This window comes from Streptomyces sp. NPDC008079, assembly GCF_042957385.1.
Taxonomy (GTDB): domain Bacteria; phylum Actinomycetota; class Actinomycetes; order Streptomycetales; family Streptomycetaceae; genus Actinacidiphila.
Genome location: NZ_JBIBIC010000002.1, coordinates 53,623 through 69,580, shown reverse-complemented (window position 1 = coordinate 69,580; position 15,958 = coordinate 53,623). Strand labels below are relative to the sequence as shown.

Below are 15,958 nucleotides of genomic sequence, written 5' to 3'. Positions count from 1 at the left end.
CGGTCGCTGACAGGTCGCTGACACGCCACCGATACGGTCGGTCCCCGGCTGTCGGCGCGATGTCGGCGCGGTGTCAGCGGCGCCCGCCATTGTTGTCGGCATGACGAAGCGACTGACTGACGGCGGCGGGCACTCCGCCGTAGAGGTACGGGGTCTGGTCAAGCACTACGGTGAGACCAAGGCCCTCGACGGGGTGGACCTCGATGTCCGCCAGGGCACCGTACTCGGCGTGCTCGGCCCGAACGGAGCGGGCAAGACCACCCTGGTGCGCGTGCTGTCCACGCTGGTCCAGCCCGACGCGGGCTCGGCGTGGGTCGCCGGATACGACGTGCTCAAGCAGCCCCGGCAGCTGCGCCGGGTGATCGGCCTGACCGGCCAGTACGCCTCGGTGGACGAGAAGCTGTCCGGCCGGGAGAACCTGTACATGATCGGGCGGCTGCTCGACCTGTCCGGCAAGGACGCCAAAGCCCGCGCCAACGAGCTGCTGGAGCGCTTCTCGCTCACCGAGGCCGCCAAGCGCCCGGCCCAGGAGTACTCGGGCGGCATGCGCCGCCGCCTCGACCTGGCGGCCAGCATGATCGGCAACCCGGCGGTGCTCTACCTGGACGAGCCGACCACCGGCCTGGACCCCCGCACCCGCAACGAGGTGTGGGCCGAGGTCCAGCGGATGGTCTCCGAGGGCGCGACCGTCCTGCTCACCACCCAGTACATGGAGGAGGCCGAGCAGCTCGCCAACGAGCTGACGGTCATCGACCGCGGCCGGGTGATCGCCAACGGCCGGGTGGAGGAGCTGAAGGCGAAGGTCGGCGGGCGCACCCTGGTGATCCGGCCGAGCGAGCCCTCGGTGGTGGCGGCGATGGCCGAGGCCATCTCCGGCGCCGGACTCGACGGGGTGGCGGGCGCCACCGCCGACCGCGAGGACGGCGTGGTGAGCGTGCCGATCCTCAGCGACGAGCAACTGACCGCCGTGGTCGGCCTGCTGGGCACCCGCGGTTTCTCCATCGCGCACATCGGCACCCACCTGCCCAGCCTGGACGAGGTCTTCCTCGCCATCACCGGCAAGAAGTCCGACGACGGCGCGGGCCAGCCCGACGCCCGGCCGGACGAGGACACCCGGATCGACGACAAGAACGAAGTGGAGGTCGCGGCATGAGCGCGGCTACGGCGACGGTCACCGCGCCCGCGAAGGCAGCGGCCACCGGCGAGGGACGGATCGGCCTGCGGGCCAACCTCCGGCACATCGGCGCGCTCGCGCGCCGCAACATGCTCCAGATCAAGCAGGACCCGGAGTCGATGTTCGACGCGGTCCTGATGCCCGTCATCTTCACCCTGCTGTTCGTGTACGTCTTCGGCGGCGCGGTGGCGGGCAAGGGCAACCAGCAGGAGTACGTGAACTACGTGATCCCCGGCTTGATGGCCATGATGGGCATGAACATCTCCATGGCCGTCGGCAGCGGGGTCAACGACGACTTCCGCAAGGGGGTCATGGACCGCTTCCGCACGATGCCGATCGCGCGGTCCTCGGTGCTCATCGCGAAGATCGTCGTCGAGATGGGCCGGATGATGATCGCCATCGCGATCCTGCTGGGCATGGGCTTCGCGCTCGGCCTGTCCATCCACACCGATGTCCTGCACCTGTTCGGGGCCATCGCCCTGTCGGCGGTGTTCGGCGCCTCCCTGATGTGGATCTTCATCCTGCTGGGCCTGGCCATGAAGACGCCCCAGGCGGTCCAGGGCGTCGCCATGCTGGTGCTGATGCCCCTTCAGTTCGGCAGCTCGATCTTCGCGCCGCCGACCACCATGCCCGGCTGGCTGGAGGGCTTCACCAAGGTCAACCCGCTGTCCAACCTGGCCGACGCGGCCCGCGGGCTGATCAACGGCGGCTCGGTCACCCACCCGGTGCTGATCACGCTGGCCTGGTCGGTCGGCATCACCGCGGTGACGATGCCGCTGGCGGTGGCGCGCTTCCGCAAGAAGACCTGACCCGGCCGCCGGGCACCCGGTACCGGTTCGCGTCAGTCCACGTCACGCATGAGAGCGACGGCCTCCTCCAGGGTGAGGCCGTCGCTCTCCGCGTGCGCGGCCTCGTACCCGGCGTCGGTGAGCAACTCCCGCAGCCGGCCCTCCGCCTGCTCCATGTCCTGCCGCTCGGCCGGGGCCATCACGGACGGCCGCAGGCGGCCGTTGGCGTTGAGCAGCGCCACCGCGCGGCGCGCCCTGCGCACCGCGCGCTCCTGGTCGGCGCCGTCCGCGGTGGCGAGCATCGTCAGCAGATCCACCACCCCGGGCGAGAGCATGATCGCCAGCCGCGGGGTGATGACCGTGGCCAGCGGGTGGCGGCTGAGCTCCGCGACACCGTCGTCGATCAGCCGCAGCCCGGTCTCCGGGTCGCCGGCCCGGCCGATCAGGGAGCCGCGCATGGCGTGCAGCAGCCCCTTGATGAAGCCGGGCACACCGTTGGCGTGGCGGACCGTCGCGTCGAGGGCGTCGTCGATCAGCTCCAGCGCCTCGTCGAACCTGCCGCGGCGGCTGAGCACCTGGGCGAGCAGCACCCGGCCGAAGAAGCCCGCGCCCTCGCTGGCCGCCGCGTACTTGTCGGCGTCCGCGACCCCCTCGCGCAGCAGCCGCTCGCCCTCGTCCTCCTCGCCCGAGTGGAACAGCGCCTCGCCCATCCGGACGGTGAGCACCGGTACGTGCTGGTGGGAGCCGATCTTGCGGGCCAGCGCGATGCCCTCGCGGCAGCATTGCGCGGCGCGCGCCCACTCACCGCCGTTGGAGGCCGCCTCCGCCTCGGCGGACAGCGTCTCCGCGGTGCCCCACTCGTCACCGAGCCGCTGGAAGAGCCCGCGGCTCTCCGCGATGTCGGCCAGCGCGTCGGCGAGCCGTTCACTGATGTCGTTGTTGATCTTCGCGCGCAGTTGCAGCGCGAAGGCCAGCTCCCACTGCCGCCCGTGGACGCGGCAGCTCTCCACGGTCTCGTCCATCAGCGGGCCGAGCCGGGAGAAGTCGCCGGAGAAGAAGGCGCCGTAGGGCCGCAGGATGCCGGGGAAGCGGGCGGACTGCGGCAGATGCGGCGGGTAGGTCTCTATCAGCGCGCGGCCGATACGGGCCAGCTTCGGGTGCTCCCACCAGTCGGTCTCGCCCTGCATGGACGCCATGTCCTCGATCCGCACCCAGCGCCTGGCCTCCAGCAGCCGCTCGCCCTCCAGCGGCGGCGGATCGTCCAGCGGGCCGCGGTCCAGCGGTTCGAGGGCGGGCGGCGTCTCGAACGGGTCGGGACCCATCGCGGCCACCGCCGCGGGCCAATGGCGGCGCTCCGACTGGTAGTTGCGGACCTCCCAGAACCAGCAGCAGCTCAGCACCAGCAGCAGCGCGTCCTGCTCGTCGCCGGTCTCCACCGCCCGGCGCAGCGCGGCCCGCAGATTCTCGTGCTCGCGCTCCAGCCGTTCCAGCCATACGAGTTGGCCCACGCCCTCCTCGCCCGCGCCCCGGTGCTGACCGCGCCCCGCGCCGCGCAGCATCGGGTCGGCGGTGCGCACGTACTCCCTGAAGTACGTGAGGTGCCGCCGCTCGACGGCCGCGCGCTCGCCGGACTCCTCCAGGCGCTCGGTCGCGTACTCCGAGATCGTCTCCAGCATCCGGTGGCGTACGCCGTCGTCGGTGAGGTCGGCCAGCACGAGGGACTTGTCGACCAGGGAGGCGAGCAGCGCCGCGGCGTCGAGGGCGTCGATGCGGACGCCCTGGCGGGCGCCGTCCGCCGCTTTCGCCGGGCCGGCTTCCGCGGGGCCGGCCCCTTCGGGGTCCGGGCAGATCGCCTCGACGGCCTCCAGGGTCCAGCCGCCGCGGAAGACGGCCAGGCGGCGGAGCAGGACGCGTTCGGCCGGGTCCAGCAGGTCCCAGCTCCAGTCCACGACGGCGCGCAGCGTCTGCTGGCGGGGCAGCAGCGTACGGCTGCCGCCGGTCAGGAGGCGGAAGCGGTCGTCGAGGCGGTCGGCGAGCTGGCGCGGCGAGAGGCTGCGCAGCCGGGCCGCGGCCAGCTCGATGGCCAGCGGCAGCCCGTCCAGGCGGCGGCACAGCTCGGCGCAGGCCACCGGGTCCTCGTCCACCGAGAAGCCGGGCCTGGCCGCCGCGCCCCGGTCGGCGAGCAGCCGCAGCGCCGTCGGGTCCGGCAGCGGGTCCAGCGGCCGTACCAACTCGCCCGGCACGCCCAGGGGTTCGCGGCTGGTGGCGAGCACCGAGACGCCCGGGCAGTGCGCGAGGAGCTGTTCGGTCAGGGTCGCGGCGGCGCCGATCACGTGCTCGCAGTTGTCCAGCACCAGCAGCAGCTCGCGGCTCGCGCAGTAGTCGGTGAGCTGCCGGGCCGGGTCCTTGGTCTTGGTCTCGACGGACAGCGCGGCCTCGGTGGCGCTGCCGGAGTGCAGCAGCGTCTCGCGCAGCCCCAGCGAGCTGATCACCGCCTCGGGCACCGTCCGCGGATCACTGACCGGCGCCAGTTCGACGTACCAGACGCCGTCCTTCCAGCGCGGCGCCACCAGGTCACCGGCCTCCTGCGACAGCCGCGTCTTGCCCGTGCCGCCGGGTCCGGTGAGCGTGACGAGCCGGGCGCGCGACAGGTCGCCGCGCACCGCGGCCAGGTCGGCCTCGCGGCCGACGAAGCTGGTCAGCCGCGCGCGGGCGTTCCCCGGTACGGGCCGGGCCCCGCCCGCAACGGCCGCGCCCCGACGCCCGAACGCACCGCCGTCAGCCGCCTCGCCCGCGGCGGCGCCCATGACGGCCCCGCCGGGGCCGTACTCGGCCGGGCCGCCCTGCCCGTCTCCGCCCGAGGCGGGTCCGGTCCGGTGGTCCTGGCCGACCTGTCCGTGATCGGCCGGGCGTGGGCCGGGGGCCGCGGTCGGGCCGCGGGTGTCGGATCCGGGGGTGGGCGGGCGGGTGCCGCGGGCCCGGCTCTGCGCCCTTCCGGCCGCGGAACCGCCCGGGCCGGGCGGATTCCCCCCGACCGGACGGTCACCCGGCAGCGGCGGGGGGTTCAGCAGTTCCGCGTGCAGGGCGCGCAGTTCGGGGCTGGGGTCGGCGCCGAGCTGGTCGGCGAGGTCACGGCGGACCGCCTCGTACGCGGCCAGGGCGTCCGCGGTACGGCCCGCGGCGCGCAGGGCGCGGATGTGGAGGGCGCGCAGCGGCTCGTCCAGGGGGTGCGCGGCGGCCAGCTCCGCCAGCTCGGGGAGGATCGGACCTGCCCTGCCGAGGGCCAGTTCCGCGGTGAGCCGCTGCCGCTGGGCGTCCCGGCGCAGCGCCTCGCTGCGGACGGCGGCCGTGCCCCGGTCGGGCAGGTCCGCGAGCGCGGCCCCGCGCCACAGCGCGAGCGCGTCGCCGAGCAGCCCGGCGGCCTTGACCGGGTCGCCGTCGGCCAGCGCCCGCGCCCCCTCGTCGGCCAGCCGCTCGAACCGGTACAGATCCACGTCCTCGGGCGCCGCCTCCAGCCGGTAGCCGCCGTCGACCGAGCCGACCGCGTCATGGCCGATGGCCCGGCGCAGCCGACCGATCAGCGCTTGCAGCGCGCCGGTCGCCCCGGCGGGCGGGTCGCCGTCCCACACCTCGTCGATGAGCGCGTCCGCGCCGATCACCCGGCCGGGCCGCAGTGCGAGCGCTGTCAGCAGCGCGCGCAGCCGACCGCCCGCCAGTGCGGCGGGCGTGCCGTCGTCGCGCAGAGCCTGGGTGGTGCCGAGAATCGCGTATCGCACGGCCCCATTGTTACGGAGCCCGCACGGTCACCGCGCCCCGGTCGGCCCCGGTCCGCCCGCGGCGGCGAGGGCGTACGGTCCACGCGGGGGGCGGAGGCGTGGCGTCCGCTCGCGCGCCTCCGTACAGCGGTGGCCCGGCGTGACGCGGCGTTGGAACCTGGTCACGCCGCCGGACGTTTCCCGGGCACGGCCTGTGTCGTTTCCGTCCCGGATGGCATGATCGGGCGGCTGCCTCAGGCCGCGTCCGTCCCCACCACCGTCGGTCCCCCACCGTCGGGCCGCCGGGCCCGCGCACGACCTCCCGTAGCCTCAGCGCCCCACCGCCCACGCCAGGAGCCCGTCCATGAGCGTCACATCGATCCGCAGGGCCGACCGTCGCGGCGACAGCGACCGGAGGATCAGCCCGATCTTCCTCGCCATCGTCGCGGTGATGGCCGTGTCCGGCTGGGCGGTGTGGAGCCAGTTCGCCTCCGACCACGGCTTCGTGGTCTTCCTGTTCGTGGTGTCCGGCTGGGTCGTCTCCCTGTGCCTGCACGAATACGCGCACGCCCGCAGCGCCCTGCACAGCGGTGACATCTCCATCGGCGCGAAGGGCTATCTGACCCTCAACCCGCTGAAGTACACGCACGCGCTGCTGTCCATCGTGCTGCCGGTGGTCTTCGTGATCCTGGGCGGCATCGGCCTGCCCGGCGGGGCCGTCTTCATCGAGCGCGGCCGCATCCAGGGGCGCTGGCGGCACAGCCTCATCTCGGCGGCGGGCCCGCTGGTCAACGTCGCCTTCGCGGTGCTGCTGATGCTGCCGTTCGCGCTCGGCGCGCTGGACTCCTGGCCGACCGAGTTCCTGTGCGCGCTCGCCTTCCTGGCGATGCTCCAGGTGACCGCCGCGATCCTGAACCTGCTGCCGGTCCCGGGCCTGGACGGCTACGGCATCATCGAGCCGTGGCTCTCGCCCGCCGCCCGCCGCCAGTTCGAGCCCTTCTCACAGTTCGGCCTGCTGGCGGTCTTCGGTGTGCTGTGGATTCCGGCGGTGAACGTGAAGTTCTTCCACGCCATCGACACCGTGATGGGCTGGCTGCACGTGCCGCGCGACTACGTGGACTACGGCTACACGCTGTTCCAGTTCTGGCGGAAGTGACGTCAGCTCTGCGGCTGGCCCGTCGCGTCGGCGGCAGCGGCGGCGTCCATCTTCGCCTTGCGGAAGTAGTACCAGCACATGTTGCTGGTCAGCCCGGCGAGCAGCACCCACACGATGCCCAGGAAGCTGCCGTGCGCGAAGGACACCACCGCGGCGGCGACGGCGAGCAGGCACGCGATGAGGGCGTAGAGGGCGAGGCGGGGCATGGGGTGCGGCTCCTGTCCGGGCGGACGCGTACGGTCGTCCGCCATTGTCCCCCATGCCCCGGACCGCTCGGGACGGGCTCGTACGTCTCGGACGTACGGCCCGGACGTACGGCCCGGGTGGCCGGCCCGGGTGGCCGGCTCGGCTACGGCTCGGATGCGGCGCGGCTACGGCTCGATGCGGCTCAGACGTCGGTGAGGCGCAGGCCCGCGTGGGCCTTGTAACGGCGGTTGACCGAGATGAGGTTGGCGACCAGCGACTCGACCTGGTGGGCGTTGCGCAGCCGGCCCGCGAAGACACCGCGCATGCCGGGGATACGGGCGGCGAGCGCCTGGACGATGTCGGTGTCGGCGCGGGCCTCGCCGAGAACCATCACATCGGTGTCGATCTCCGCGATCTCCGGGTCCTGGAGCAGCACCGCCGACAGGTGGTGGAAGGCGGCGGTGACCCGCGAGTCCGGGAGCAGGGCGGCGGCCTGCTGGGCGGCGCTGCCCTCGTCGGGCTTGAGGGCGTACGCGCCCTGCTTGTCGAAACCGAGCGGGTTGACGCAGTCCACGACGAGCTTGCCCGCCAGTTCCTCGCGCAGTGACTCCAGGGTCTTGGCGTGGCCGTCCCACGGCACCGCGACGATCACGATGTCGCTGCGGCGGGCGCACTCCGCGTTGTCCGCGCCCTCGACGCCGAGGCCGAGTTCGGCGGCGGCGGTCTGCGCGCGCTCGGCGTTGCGGGAGCCGATGACGACCTTCTGGCCCGACCTGGCCAGCCGGTAGGCGAGCCCGCGGCCCTGGTCACCGGTGCCGCCGAGCACTCCCACCACCAGGCCCGACACGTCGGGCAGCTCCCAGGGGTCCTTGGCCGGTGCCTTGGCCGGGGTCTTCACGTCCTCAGGGGTAGTCATACCGGCGATCCTGCCAGGTGCGGGCGGTGTTCGACGGCGTTCGGTGGCGCGGATCACTCCGGGGGCGGAAGGATGCCGTGCCATGGACGCCGTACGGGTCGCGCTGCTGCGCGAAGTGCTCGCCGGAACGGAGTGGCCGCGCGCCGCCCGCGCCTTCGGCGGGACGCTCAGAACCGCGGTCCAGCGCGGGCCGGGACCGCTGTTGCTCGTCGGCACCGACGCGTACGAGCCGTGGCATCTCGCCGCGCACCTCGACGACGAGGCCGCCTGGAGCGGGGTGCCCGAACTCTCCCCCACGCTCCTGCGGTTCCGCGTGCCGCCGGGCGCGCCGCCGCATCTCGCCGTCGGTCTGCGACGGCTGGCCTCCGCCGGGCGCGGCGAGACCGTGCTGCTCGTCGCCCCCGACCGGCCGGGGGCCGGCATCCTCGAACGCGTCCACGACGCCAGGCGCTCCGGCGCCACCGTCCTCGCCCTGTCCGCTTCCGCGGAGGGTCACCCTTTCGACGGCGTCGCCCACGACGTCCTGAGCCTGCCCTCGCCCGACGCGCCCGCGCTCTCCCTCGACGTCCTCCAGCACCTTGTCAGCTCCGCTGCGGGTGAGGCCACGGCCCCTCGCCGCCCCCCTTTCCGCGACCCCCTCTCCCGCCTGGCCGACCACCTCTCCACCCCTCCTCCCCGCTGGTAACCCCCCCCCGTTCACCTCGCCGAGGTGGGTGCCCCCAGGGGCGCGGCCCCGGTGCGGTTCTCGGCTGCCGCCGCGTGGGCGCACCCAGCCACCACGCTCCCGCACGACACCACCCGCCCCGGCGGGGCAATTCGGTTGTCGCCGGGCCACCGGCCCGGTGGGGGGGCGGGCCGGGCGGGGGGAAAAAGGCTTTGCGGGGGGAGGCCGGGCCGGGGAGCATCGCCCTACGTGACAGTGACCGTGACCGATGACCCCCCACCCCCGCGGAAGCGGAAGAGGGCGTTGCTCCCCGACATGACGCCGTGGCGCACCTCGGCGGACTTCCGGCGAATGTGGCTGGCGGGAGCCATCACGACGTTCGGAAGCTTCCTGACGTTCGTGGCCCTGCCGGTGCAGATCAAGGAGCTGACGGGCTCGGCCGTCGCGGTGGGAGCGATCGGCGCGGTGGAGCTGGTGCCGCTGATCGTGTTCGGGCTGTACGGCGGGGCGCTCGCGGACGCGATGGACCGGAAGCTGCTGATCAACGCGACCGAGGCGGCGCAGGGCCTGCTGGCGTTGGGGCTGCTGGTCAACACGGTGGTGCCGCACCCGGTGGTGTGGCCGCTGTACGTGGTGGCGGCACTGTCGAGCGCGCTGACGGGACTCCAGCGGCCCGCCCTGGACGCGATCGTGCCCAGGATCGTCCGGCGCGACCAACTCGCCGCCGCTGCGGCGCTCAACGCGCTGCGCTGGCAGGTCGGGGCCATCGCGGGCCCGTCCGTCGCGGGCCTGGTGATCGCGTACGCGGGCCTTTCGTGGGCGTACGCGGCCGACGCGGCGACCTTCGCGCTCTCCGTCGCGCTCGGCCTGGGGCTGAGCCGTTCACCGGCCGCGCACGACGCGAAGCCGCCCTCGCTGCGCTCGATCGCGGAGGGCGCGCGCTACGCGTGGAGCCGCAAGGAACTCCTCGGCACGTACGCGATCGACCTGGCGGCGATGTTCTTCGCGTACCCGGCGGCGATCTTCCCGTTCCTCGCGGACGACCTGCACGCGCCGTGGTCGCTCGGCCTGATGTACGCGGCCGGGTCGGTCGGCTCCCTCGCGGTCAGCCTGACCAGCGGCTGGACCACCCGGATCCACCGGCACGGCCGGATGGTCGTGTACGCGGCCGTGGGCTGGGGCCTGGCCATGGCCGCGGCGGGCTGGACGGGCCGGATCTGGCTCGTACTGCTGTGCCTGGCGGCGGCGGGCGGCTGCGACATGATCAGCGGCGTCGGCCGCTCCACGATGTGGAATCAGACGATCCCCGACGAGCTGCGCGGACGCCTGGCGGGGATCGAGCTGCTGTCGTACTCGGTCGGCCCGCAGCTCGGTCAGCTCCGCAGCGGCGGCGTGGCCGCCCTCACCACCGCCCGTACCTCCGTCTGGACCGGCGGTGTCGCGTGCGCGGCGGCGGTCGTCGCCCTGGCCGCCGCTCTCCCGAAGCTGATGTCGTACGACGCGCGGCAGCACCCGGCGGCGGAGACGAAGAGCGGGACGGAGAGCGGAGCGGAAGGCGGCACGGAAAGCGGTACGGAAACGGCACCCGCGACCGCGTCCTGACGACCGGCCCCGCCCGACTGCTCCGTCAGGAGCCCCCCGGCCTGTCGTTCCCGGCGTCCTGGCCGTCACCGTCGGCGGTGTCGTGCCACTTCGGGTCGGTGTCCCACTGGAGATTGCGCTCGGCGGCGGTGTCCATCGCCCGCTGCGCCTCCTCGCGGGTGGAGTAAGGGCCGAAGCGGTCCTTGGCGGGGCATTCGGGCCCCTCCTCGACCTTGTGGTGCTCGATGCAGTAGAACCATTCGCCGGGCTTTCCGGCCGGCTTCTTCGCCCTGAACAGCGCCATGATCGTCTCCTGTGGTCGGGGGTGCCGCGGGTGGCCGCCTGCGGCCATGTTCCCCGATCGGGCGCGGATACACTCGTCGGCATGTCTGGTCAGTCGCTGCTCGTTCCCGGCAAGCTCTCCCCCACCCGGCACGTGCCGGCCTCGATCCCGCGCCCCGAGTACGTGGGCAGGCCGGGGCCGGCGCCGTACACCGGGCCCGAGGTGCAGGACGCGGAGACGGTCGAGAAGATGCGGACCGCCTCGCGGATCGCGGCGCGCGCGATGGAGGAGGCCGCGAAGGCCATCGCCCCGGGGGTGACGACCGACGAGCTGGACGGGATCGCGCACGCGTACATGGTGGACCATCAGGCGTACCCCTCTGACCTGGGCTACCGCGGCTTCCCCAAGTCGCTGTGCGCGTCGGTGAACGAGGTGATCTGCCACGGCATCCCGGACTCGACGGTGCTGCGCGACGGCGACATCGTGAACCTGGACGTGACCGCGTTCATCCACGGGGTGCACGGGGACTGCAACGCCACGTACTTCGTGGGCGACGTCGCCGAGGAGTCGCGGCTGCTGGTGGAGCGCACACGGGAGTCGCTCGACCGGGCGATCAAGGCGGTACGTCCCGGGCGGCAGATCAATGTGATCGGCCGGGTCATCGAGTCGTACGCGAAGCGCTTCGGGTACGGCGTGGTGCGGGACTTCACCGGGCACGGCATCCACACCGCGTTCCACTCGGGGCTGATCATCCCGCACTACGACGACCCGCGGGCGACGACGGTGATGCGGCCCGGCATGACGTTCACCATCGAGCCGATGCTGACGCTGGGCACGCACGAGTACGACATGTGGGACGACGGCTGGACCGTGGTCACCAAGGACCGCAAGCGCACCGCCCAGTTCGAGCACACGCTGGTGGTCACGGCGGACGGCGCGGAGGTGCTGACCCTGCCATGAACCGTCGGAGCCTGTGTCTGGCGGCGGCGGCGACCGCGCTGGCGGTGCCGTTGGCCGGTTGTGTCACCGTGCACGGTGAGCGCGCGGACATCGCGTCGGTACGGCCCGCGGAGGCGGCCGAGGTGCTGGCGAATTTCGCGAAGGTCAACAACGCGGCGACGAAGGCGTACGACGAGTCGCTGGTCGCCGAGATCGAGTCGGGCGCGCTGGGCGCCATCGACGAGGCGGGGGTGCGGGCCAAGCACGCCAACCACCCCGAGGGCAACGCGTCGTTCACGCCGCTGGCCTTCTCCGACTCACGCTTCCTGGTGCCGAGGCAGCGCGGCTGGCCGAAGTTCTTCGTGGCGGACACCGCGACCAACCGCGGCGGCGACTCGCGGTGGCTGCTGGTCTTCCGCCGGTTCACCGCGGGCGACCCGTGGAAGGCGTCCTTCCTTGCCGTCATGGCACCGGACGCGCTGCCCGCCCTCGCCACCGACAAGGACGGTCTGGTCGAGGCGTTGCCGGCCGCGGGCACCGATCTGCTCGTGCAGCCGGGCCGGTTGAGCACGGCGTACACCTCGTATCTCCAACAGGCTCCCGCCGCACCGGCGTTCGCCGACGGTCCGGCGACCTCCGAGCTGCTGGCCGGGCGCGACAAGAACCGGCGTACGGCCAACTCCGTGACGCAGTACGCCGATCAGCCCGCCGACGGCGGCGACTTCACCCCGGTCGCGCTGCGTACCAGGTCCGGCGGCGCGCTCGTGCTGTTCGCCAGTCGCCATCAGACCCGCGCCACGTACCGCGAGGGCTACCAACTCAGCATCGACCAGGACACCAAGGCCCTGATGACCGGCACCCCCCGCACCTCCGTCACCCTCTCCCGCATGTCCCAGCAGGCCGCCACGGTCCCCGCCCGCAGCGCGGGACCGGACGCGAAAACGGCGGTCCTCAGCCGCCTGGCGGGCCTGGTCTCGGCGACGGGCGCGTAGGGGCTCTGCGGGGACGGGCTCTACGGGGACGGGCCTCAGCGGGGACGGGCCTCAGCGGGAACGGGCTCAGCGGGGACGGGCTCAGCGCGTGCGGGCGACCGGTTCCGGCTCGGGTTCGTAGGCGAACTGGGCGCAGGCGTCGGTGAGGATGTCGAGGACGGGGAGCGGGTCGGGCAGCGGGAGGTCGGGGCCGAGGTCGGGGAGCCAGACGACCGTGCCGCCGGACGGCAGCCGGGCCGGGGGCAGCAGCACATAGCTGCCGCGGCAGTGCCAGCGGATGCCCGGGTGCTCGTCGGCGGTCTCCGGGTTGCAGTCGAGGGCGCAGGGCCACCACTCGTCCTCGTCGGCGGGGGTGCCGCGGGTGGCGGTGAAGAACAGCATCCGGTCCTCGCCCTGGAGGGCGACCGGGCCGATGGTGGCGCCGTCGGCGGTCAGCCGTTCCAGCGCGACGCGGCCCGCTTCCGCGGGGACGTCGAGGACGTCGTGGTTGAGCCCGGTGGCGGTGATGAAGTTGGCGAGCGGCTGGCCGCTGAGCCACTGGGCGACCCGCTGCGGGTCGGTGCTCGCCTGGGTCTGCCACGCCTGCGAGACGGGGTGCACACCGGGGATGTGACAGCCGATCCGGTCGCACGAACAGCCGAAGCCCTCGGGGTGCACGGCCGGTGCGACGGGATACGAGGCGGCGACGGCCGCCTGGATCAGCTCGTCACGGCGCAGGTCGTCGGCGGCAGCGGCGGCTGCCGCCCTGGCCGCCCGGCTGTTGCCCGAAGCGCTCTCCGTACGGCGGCGCAACCAGTCGGACACCCTGCTCTTGCCTGCCATCGGGCTCCTTTCCTCGCCACTCCCGTCCCGCGGACCACGGTACGCGGACGGTGGAGCACATCCTCCCTCTTGCCAGGAATGAACACCCACCCGGGGTGGAAGTGTTCCCGTGGCGGCCGTTTCCGACATCATGTCGGCAACCTATTGACTTAGGTAAGCCTAAGTTGGGAGGATCGAGGTCGGCGCACAGCCTTGACCAGGAGGTTCCTTTGACCACGTCGATTCCGTCGGCCACTTCGGACACGTCGGCCACTCCGGACGCACCGTCCGCCGCATCCCCCTTCTCCGCCGTGATCCGCGCCGCGACCCGGGCCCAGCACCAGGAGGCGCACGACTCGACCTTCATGGACGACCTGCTCGGCGGTCGGCTCGGCGTGGACGCGTACGCGCGCTACACCGAGCAGCTCTGGTTCGTGTACCGGGCGCTGGAGGAGGGCGCGCACCTGCTGGCCGACGACTCGGTGGCCGCGCCCTTCACCCGCACCGAGCTGCTGCGCGTCGCCTCCCTCGAACAGGACCTCGACCACCTGCTCGGCGAGGGCTGGAAGGACCGCGCGACCGCGCTGCCCGCCACCGCCCGGTACGCGGCCCGGGTGGCCGAGGTCGCCCGCGAGTGGCCCGCCGGTTATGTCGCGCACCACTACACCCGCTACCTCGGCGACCTCTCCGGCGGCCAGGTCGTCCGCGGTGTCGCGGAGAAGACCTGGGGCTTCGCCCGCAAGGGCGACGGTGTCCGCTTCTACGTCTTCGAGGGCATCGACAACCCGGCCGCCTTCAAGCGCGAGTACCGCGAACTGCTGGACGGCCTCGCGGTCGACGACCTGGAGAAGCAGCGGGTGGTCGAGGAGTGCAGGACCGCCTTCGCGCTGAACATCGCGGTCTTCCGAGAGCTGGGGGACGCCTTCCCGCTCTCCGCGTGAGGGCGCGCTGTCCGTACGACCCCCGCGAAGCCGGGCGGCCCACCTGAACTCACGGTGGGCCGCCCGGCTTTCGGCTGTGCCTGAGGTCTTCGCGGCGGACGGTGCCGCGTCAGACGGTGTTGCGTCAGGCGTCTTCGCGTCGGACGGTGTTGCGTCAGACGGTGTTGCGGCGGCGGGCCACGGTGACGGTCGCGGCGGCGCCGGTCACCAGCAGGGCGCCCGCGGCGGCGAGCAGCGCGGCGGACGGGGTGCCGGAGCCGGTGGAGGCCAGCTCGCCGTCGGTGGTGAAGTCGTTGCCGGTGCCGCCGACCGTGCTGCCGGAACCGCCGGTCGTACCGCCGCTGGTGGAGCCGCCGGTCGTACCGCCGTCGGAGGAACCGCCCGACGAACCGGCCGACGGGCTCGGCGAACCGGTCGGCAGGGTGGCGCTGTCGTCCAGCGAGACGGCGACCGTCACCGGGTCGAGCGCGTCGCCCGCCTTGTAGAAGCCGCTGAACGCCTTCGCGCCGTCCTCGGTGAGCACGGCGGAGGCGCCGGAGACCGTGACGACGTCGCCGTCGGCGGTCGGCGCGACACCGCTCAGGGTGGCCACGGCGATGCCCTTGTAGTCGGTGACCTTGCCCGAGGCCATGTCCTTGGCCGACACGTCGGCGGTGAGGGTGCCGGTGGCGCCCTTGGTGGCCACCGTGAAGTTGCCGAACTTCAGGTCGAGCGCGTACGTGCCCTGCTGGAGGTGGCCGAGGAAGCGGACGCCGCCGGAGAAGGAGGCGTTGAGGGTCTTGGTGTCGGCGTCGTAGGTGCCGGCGCCCTTGGGGAAGCGGTAGCCGGAGGCAGTGCCGGTGGCGCCGTCGGTGAGCTCCACCTTGCCGTCGGCGATCGGTCCTGTGACGTAGGAGCGGAAGGACTGCTTGACGCCCCAGTCGAGGTTGCCGTCCACGACGGCGGCGGGCCCGCCGGGCGCGGTCGTGGTGGGCGTGGCGGTCGGCTCGCCCGTGGGCTCACCGGTGGGCTCGCCGGTCGGCGGGTTGGTGGTCGGCGGGTTGGTGGTCGGCGCGGTGGTCGGCGGCGTGGTGGGGGCGGTGGTCGGCGGGGTGGTGGGCGGCGTCGTCGTCGGGGCGGCGCCCGGAGTGACGGACAGGTCCGCGGCGTCCAGCGCCGTACCGGGCTGGTACATGCCGTTGAAGGCGCTCGACCCGTCGGCGGTCAGCGTGGCCGGGATGCCGTTGAAGGTCATCGCGCCGCCCGCGCCGCCGCCGGGCCTGACGTTCGACAGGTCGAGCGTGGCGAATTCCACGTCGTTCGACGTGCTGCCCGCGGCGGTCACGTCGGCGGTGATCCTGCCCGTGGTGCCGACGGTGACGACCTTGAGGTCGGCCAGCTTGATGTCGAAGCCGTGCAGCGTGGACGCGAACTCGACGCTGCCGTCGAAGCCGACGGTCACGCCGTGCGTCGACGTGTCGTACGAGCCTTGGCCGTTGGTGAAGTGGAAGGTGCCGTTGGAGTTGGCGGTCGCGCCGTCCGCGGTGGTGATGGTGCCCCCCGCGGGACCGGTCACGTACGAGCGGAACGACTGCTTGACGCCCCAGTCGAAGGTGCCGCCGGCGAGCGGTACGGCCGGGGACGACGGCGAGTCGGCGGCGGCGAACGCCGGGACCAGCAGGGCGGTGGCCGCCCCCGCGGTGGCGGTGGCTATGGCCAGGGCGAGCGCGCGGGAGCTGAGGCGGGCGGTCATGGGGTGGTGTGCTCCTTGTGTTCCTCGGAAGGTGGTGCTCGGTGCGGTGG

At 73.2% G+C, this 15,958-nt stretch carries 14 protein-coding genes; 8 read left to right on the top strand and 6 right to left on the bottom strand.

Going from position 1 to position 15,958, the window contains the following annotated elements:
• The first annotated feature begins 100 nt into the window (after positions 1-100).
• Together ACFZAM_RS07375 and ACFZAM_RS07370 are read left to right on the top strand one after the other, a co-directional pair.
• The gene (locus ACFZAM_RS07375) at positions 101-1,153 is read left to right on the top strand and encodes an ATP-binding cassette domain-containing protein (protein WP_391043721.1); all 1,053 of its coding nucleotides are present in this window, start codon (positions 101-103) and stop codon (positions 1,151-1,153) included.
• Complete coding sequence (locus tag ACFZAM_RS07370; RefSeq protein WP_188280623.1) at positions 1,150-1,983, top strand: ABC transporter permease; 834 nt, start codon at positions 1,150-1,152, stop codon at positions 1,981-1,983. The genes ACFZAM_RS07375 and ACFZAM_RS07370 overlap by 4 nt, the downstream gene beginning before the upstream one ends.
• A 32-nt stretch (positions 1,984-2,015) precedes the next feature.
• On the opposite strand, the gene ACFZAM_RS07365 is transcribed toward ACFZAM_RS07370, so the two are convergent.
• Positions 2,016-5,738: a BTAD domain-containing putative transcriptional regulator gene (locus tag ACFZAM_RS07365; protein ID WP_391043718.1), complete on the bottom strand. Its 3,723-nt coding sequence runs from the start codon at positions 5,736-5,738 to the stop codon at positions 2,016-2,018.
• A 343-nt stretch (positions 5,739-6,081) separates the two neighbouring features.
• Between ACFZAM_RS07365 and ACFZAM_RS07360 the strand changes: the two genes are divergently transcribed.
• Complete coding sequence (locus ACFZAM_RS07360; RefSeq protein ID WP_391043715.1) at positions 6,082-6,873, top strand: site-2 protease family protein; 792 nt, start codon at positions 6,082-6,084, stop codon at positions 6,871-6,873.
• 2 nt (positions 6,874-6,875) lie between these two features.
• On the opposite strand, the gene ACFZAM_RS07355 is transcribed toward ACFZAM_RS07360, so the two are convergent.
• Both ACFZAM_RS07355 and npdG read right to left on the bottom strand, forming a co-directional pair.
• Entirely contained in the window at positions 6,876-7,079 is a 204-nt protein-coding gene (locus ACFZAM_RS07355) for a hypothetical protein (protein ID WP_355334509.1), read from the bottom strand.
• A 182-nt stretch (positions 7,080-7,261) separates the two neighbouring features.
• Positions 7,262-7,975 (bottom strand): NADPH-dependent F420 reductase, encoded by a 714-nt coding sequence (gene npdG / locus ACFZAM_RS07350; RefSeq protein WP_355334512.1) that lies wholly within the window; start codon positions 7,973-7,975, stop codon positions 7,262-7,264.
• Positions 7,976-8,057: 82 nt separating this feature from the next.
• Between npdG and ACFZAM_RS07345 the strand changes: the two genes are divergently transcribed.
• Together ACFZAM_RS07345 and ACFZAM_RS07340 are read left to right on the top strand one after the other, a co-directional pair.
• Positions 8,058-8,660 carry a hypothetical protein gene (locus ACFZAM_RS07345; protein WP_391043711.1) on the top strand — a complete coding sequence of 201 codons (603 nt, stop codon included), beginning with the start codon at positions 8,058-8,060 and terminating at the stop codon, positions 8,658-8,660.
• Between the two features lie 294 nt (positions 8,661-8,954).
• A complete protein-coding gene (locus tag ACFZAM_RS07340) occupies positions 8,955-10,241 on the top strand; it encodes an MFS transporter (RefSeq protein WP_391043709.1) in 1,287 nt (428 codons plus the stop codon).
• Positions 10,242-10,266: 25 nt separating this feature from the next.
• On the opposite strand, the gene ACFZAM_RS07335 is transcribed toward ACFZAM_RS07340, so the two are convergent.
• On the bottom strand, positions 10,267-10,524 hold the full coding sequence (locus ACFZAM_RS07335) for a hypothetical protein (protein ID WP_355334518.1): 258 nt from the start codon (positions 10,522-10,524) through the stop codon (positions 10,267-10,269).
• A gap of 81 nt (positions 10,525-10,605) precedes the next feature.
• Here ACFZAM_RS07335 and map point away from each other — a divergent pair, with 81 nt between their 5' ends.
• On the top strand, positions 10,606-11,463 hold the full coding sequence (gene map, locus ACFZAM_RS07330) for a type I methionyl aminopeptidase (protein ID WP_391043706.1): 858 nt from the start codon (positions 10,606-10,608) through the stop codon (positions 11,461-11,463).
• On the top strand, positions 11,460-12,434 hold the full coding sequence (locus tag ACFZAM_RS07325) for a hypothetical protein (RefSeq protein ID WP_391043704.1): 975 nt from the start codon (positions 11,460-11,462) through the stop codon (positions 12,432-12,434). Before map ends, ACFZAM_RS07325 begins: the two co-directional genes overlap by 4 nt.
• 81 nt (positions 12,435-12,515) lie before the next feature.
• On the opposite strand, the gene ACFZAM_RS07320 is transcribed toward ACFZAM_RS07325, so the two are convergent.
• Positions 12,516-13,256: a bifunctional DNA primase/polymerase gene (locus ACFZAM_RS07320; RefSeq protein ID WP_355334526.1), complete on the bottom strand. Its 741-nt coding sequence runs from the start codon at positions 13,254-13,256 to the stop codon at positions 12,516-12,518.
• Positions 13,257-13,477: 221 nt separating this feature from the next.
• Here ACFZAM_RS07320 and ACFZAM_RS07315 point away from each other — a divergent pair, with 221 nt between their 5' ends.
• Positions 13,478-14,176 carry a biliverdin-producing heme oxygenase gene (locus tag ACFZAM_RS07315; RefSeq protein ID WP_391044249.1) on the top strand — a complete coding sequence of 233 codons (699 nt, stop codon included), beginning with the start codon at positions 13,478-13,480 and terminating at the stop codon, positions 14,174-14,176.
• A 154-nt stretch (positions 14,177-14,330) separates the two neighbouring features.
• Here the strand turns inward: ACFZAM_RS07315 and ACFZAM_RS07310 are convergent, their stop codons facing one another.
• Positions 14,331-15,908: an HtaA domain-containing protein gene (locus ACFZAM_RS07310; protein WP_391043702.1), complete on the bottom strand. Its 1,578-nt coding sequence runs from the start codon at positions 15,906-15,908 to the stop codon at positions 14,331-14,333.
• Positions 15,909-15,958: the final 50 nt, after the last annotated feature.

Bases quoted from the DNA above. Each gene is read 5' to 3' on its own strand.
- ACFZAM_RS07320 (WP_355334526.1), bottom strand. From the start codon at position 13,256: ATGGCAGGCAAGAGCAGGGTGTCCGACTGGTTGCGCCGCCGTACGGAG.
- npdG (WP_355334512.1), bottom strand. From the start codon at position 7,975: ATGACTACCCCTGAGGACGTGAAGACCCCGGCCAAGGCACCGGCCAAG.
- ACFZAM_RS07360 (WP_391043715.1), top strand. From the start codon at position 6,082: ATGAGCGTCACATCGATCCGCAGGGCCGACCGTCGCGGCGACAGCGAC.
- ACFZAM_RS07375 (WP_391043721.1), top strand. From the start codon at position 101: ATGACGAAGCGACTGACTGACGGCGGCGGGCACTCCGCCGTAGAGGTA.
- ACFZAM_RS07370 (WP_188280623.1), top strand. From the start codon at position 1,150: ATGAGCGCGGCTACGGCGACGGTCACCGCGCCCGCGAAGGCAGCGGCC.
- ACFZAM_RS07355 (WP_355334509.1), bottom strand. From the start codon at position 7,079: ATGCCCCGCCTCGCCCTCTACGCCCTCATCGCGTGCCTGCTCGCCGTC.
- ACFZAM_RS07310 (WP_391043702.1), bottom strand. From the start codon at position 15,908: ATGACCGCCCGCCTCAGCTCCCGCGCGCTCGCCCTGGCCATAGCCACC.
- ACFZAM_RS07325 (WP_391043704.1), top strand. From the start codon at position 11,460: ATGAACCGTCGGAGCCTGTGTCTGGCGGCGGCGGCGACCGCGCTGGCG.
- ACFZAM_RS07345 (WP_391043711.1), top strand. From the start codon at position 8,058: ATGGACGCCGTACGGGTCGCGCTGCTGCGCGAAGTGCTCGCCGGAACG.
- ACFZAM_RS07340 (WP_391043709.1), top strand. From the start codon at position 8,955: ATGACGCCGTGGCGCACCTCGGCGGACTTCCGGCGAATGTGGCTGGCG.
- map (WP_391043706.1), top strand. From the start codon at position 10,606: ATGTCTGGTCAGTCGCTGCTCGTTCCCGGCAAGCTCTCCCCCACCCGG.
- ACFZAM_RS07335 (WP_355334518.1), bottom strand. From the start codon at position 10,524: ATGGCGCTGTTCAGGGCGAAGAAGCCGGCCGGAAAGCCCGGCGAATGG.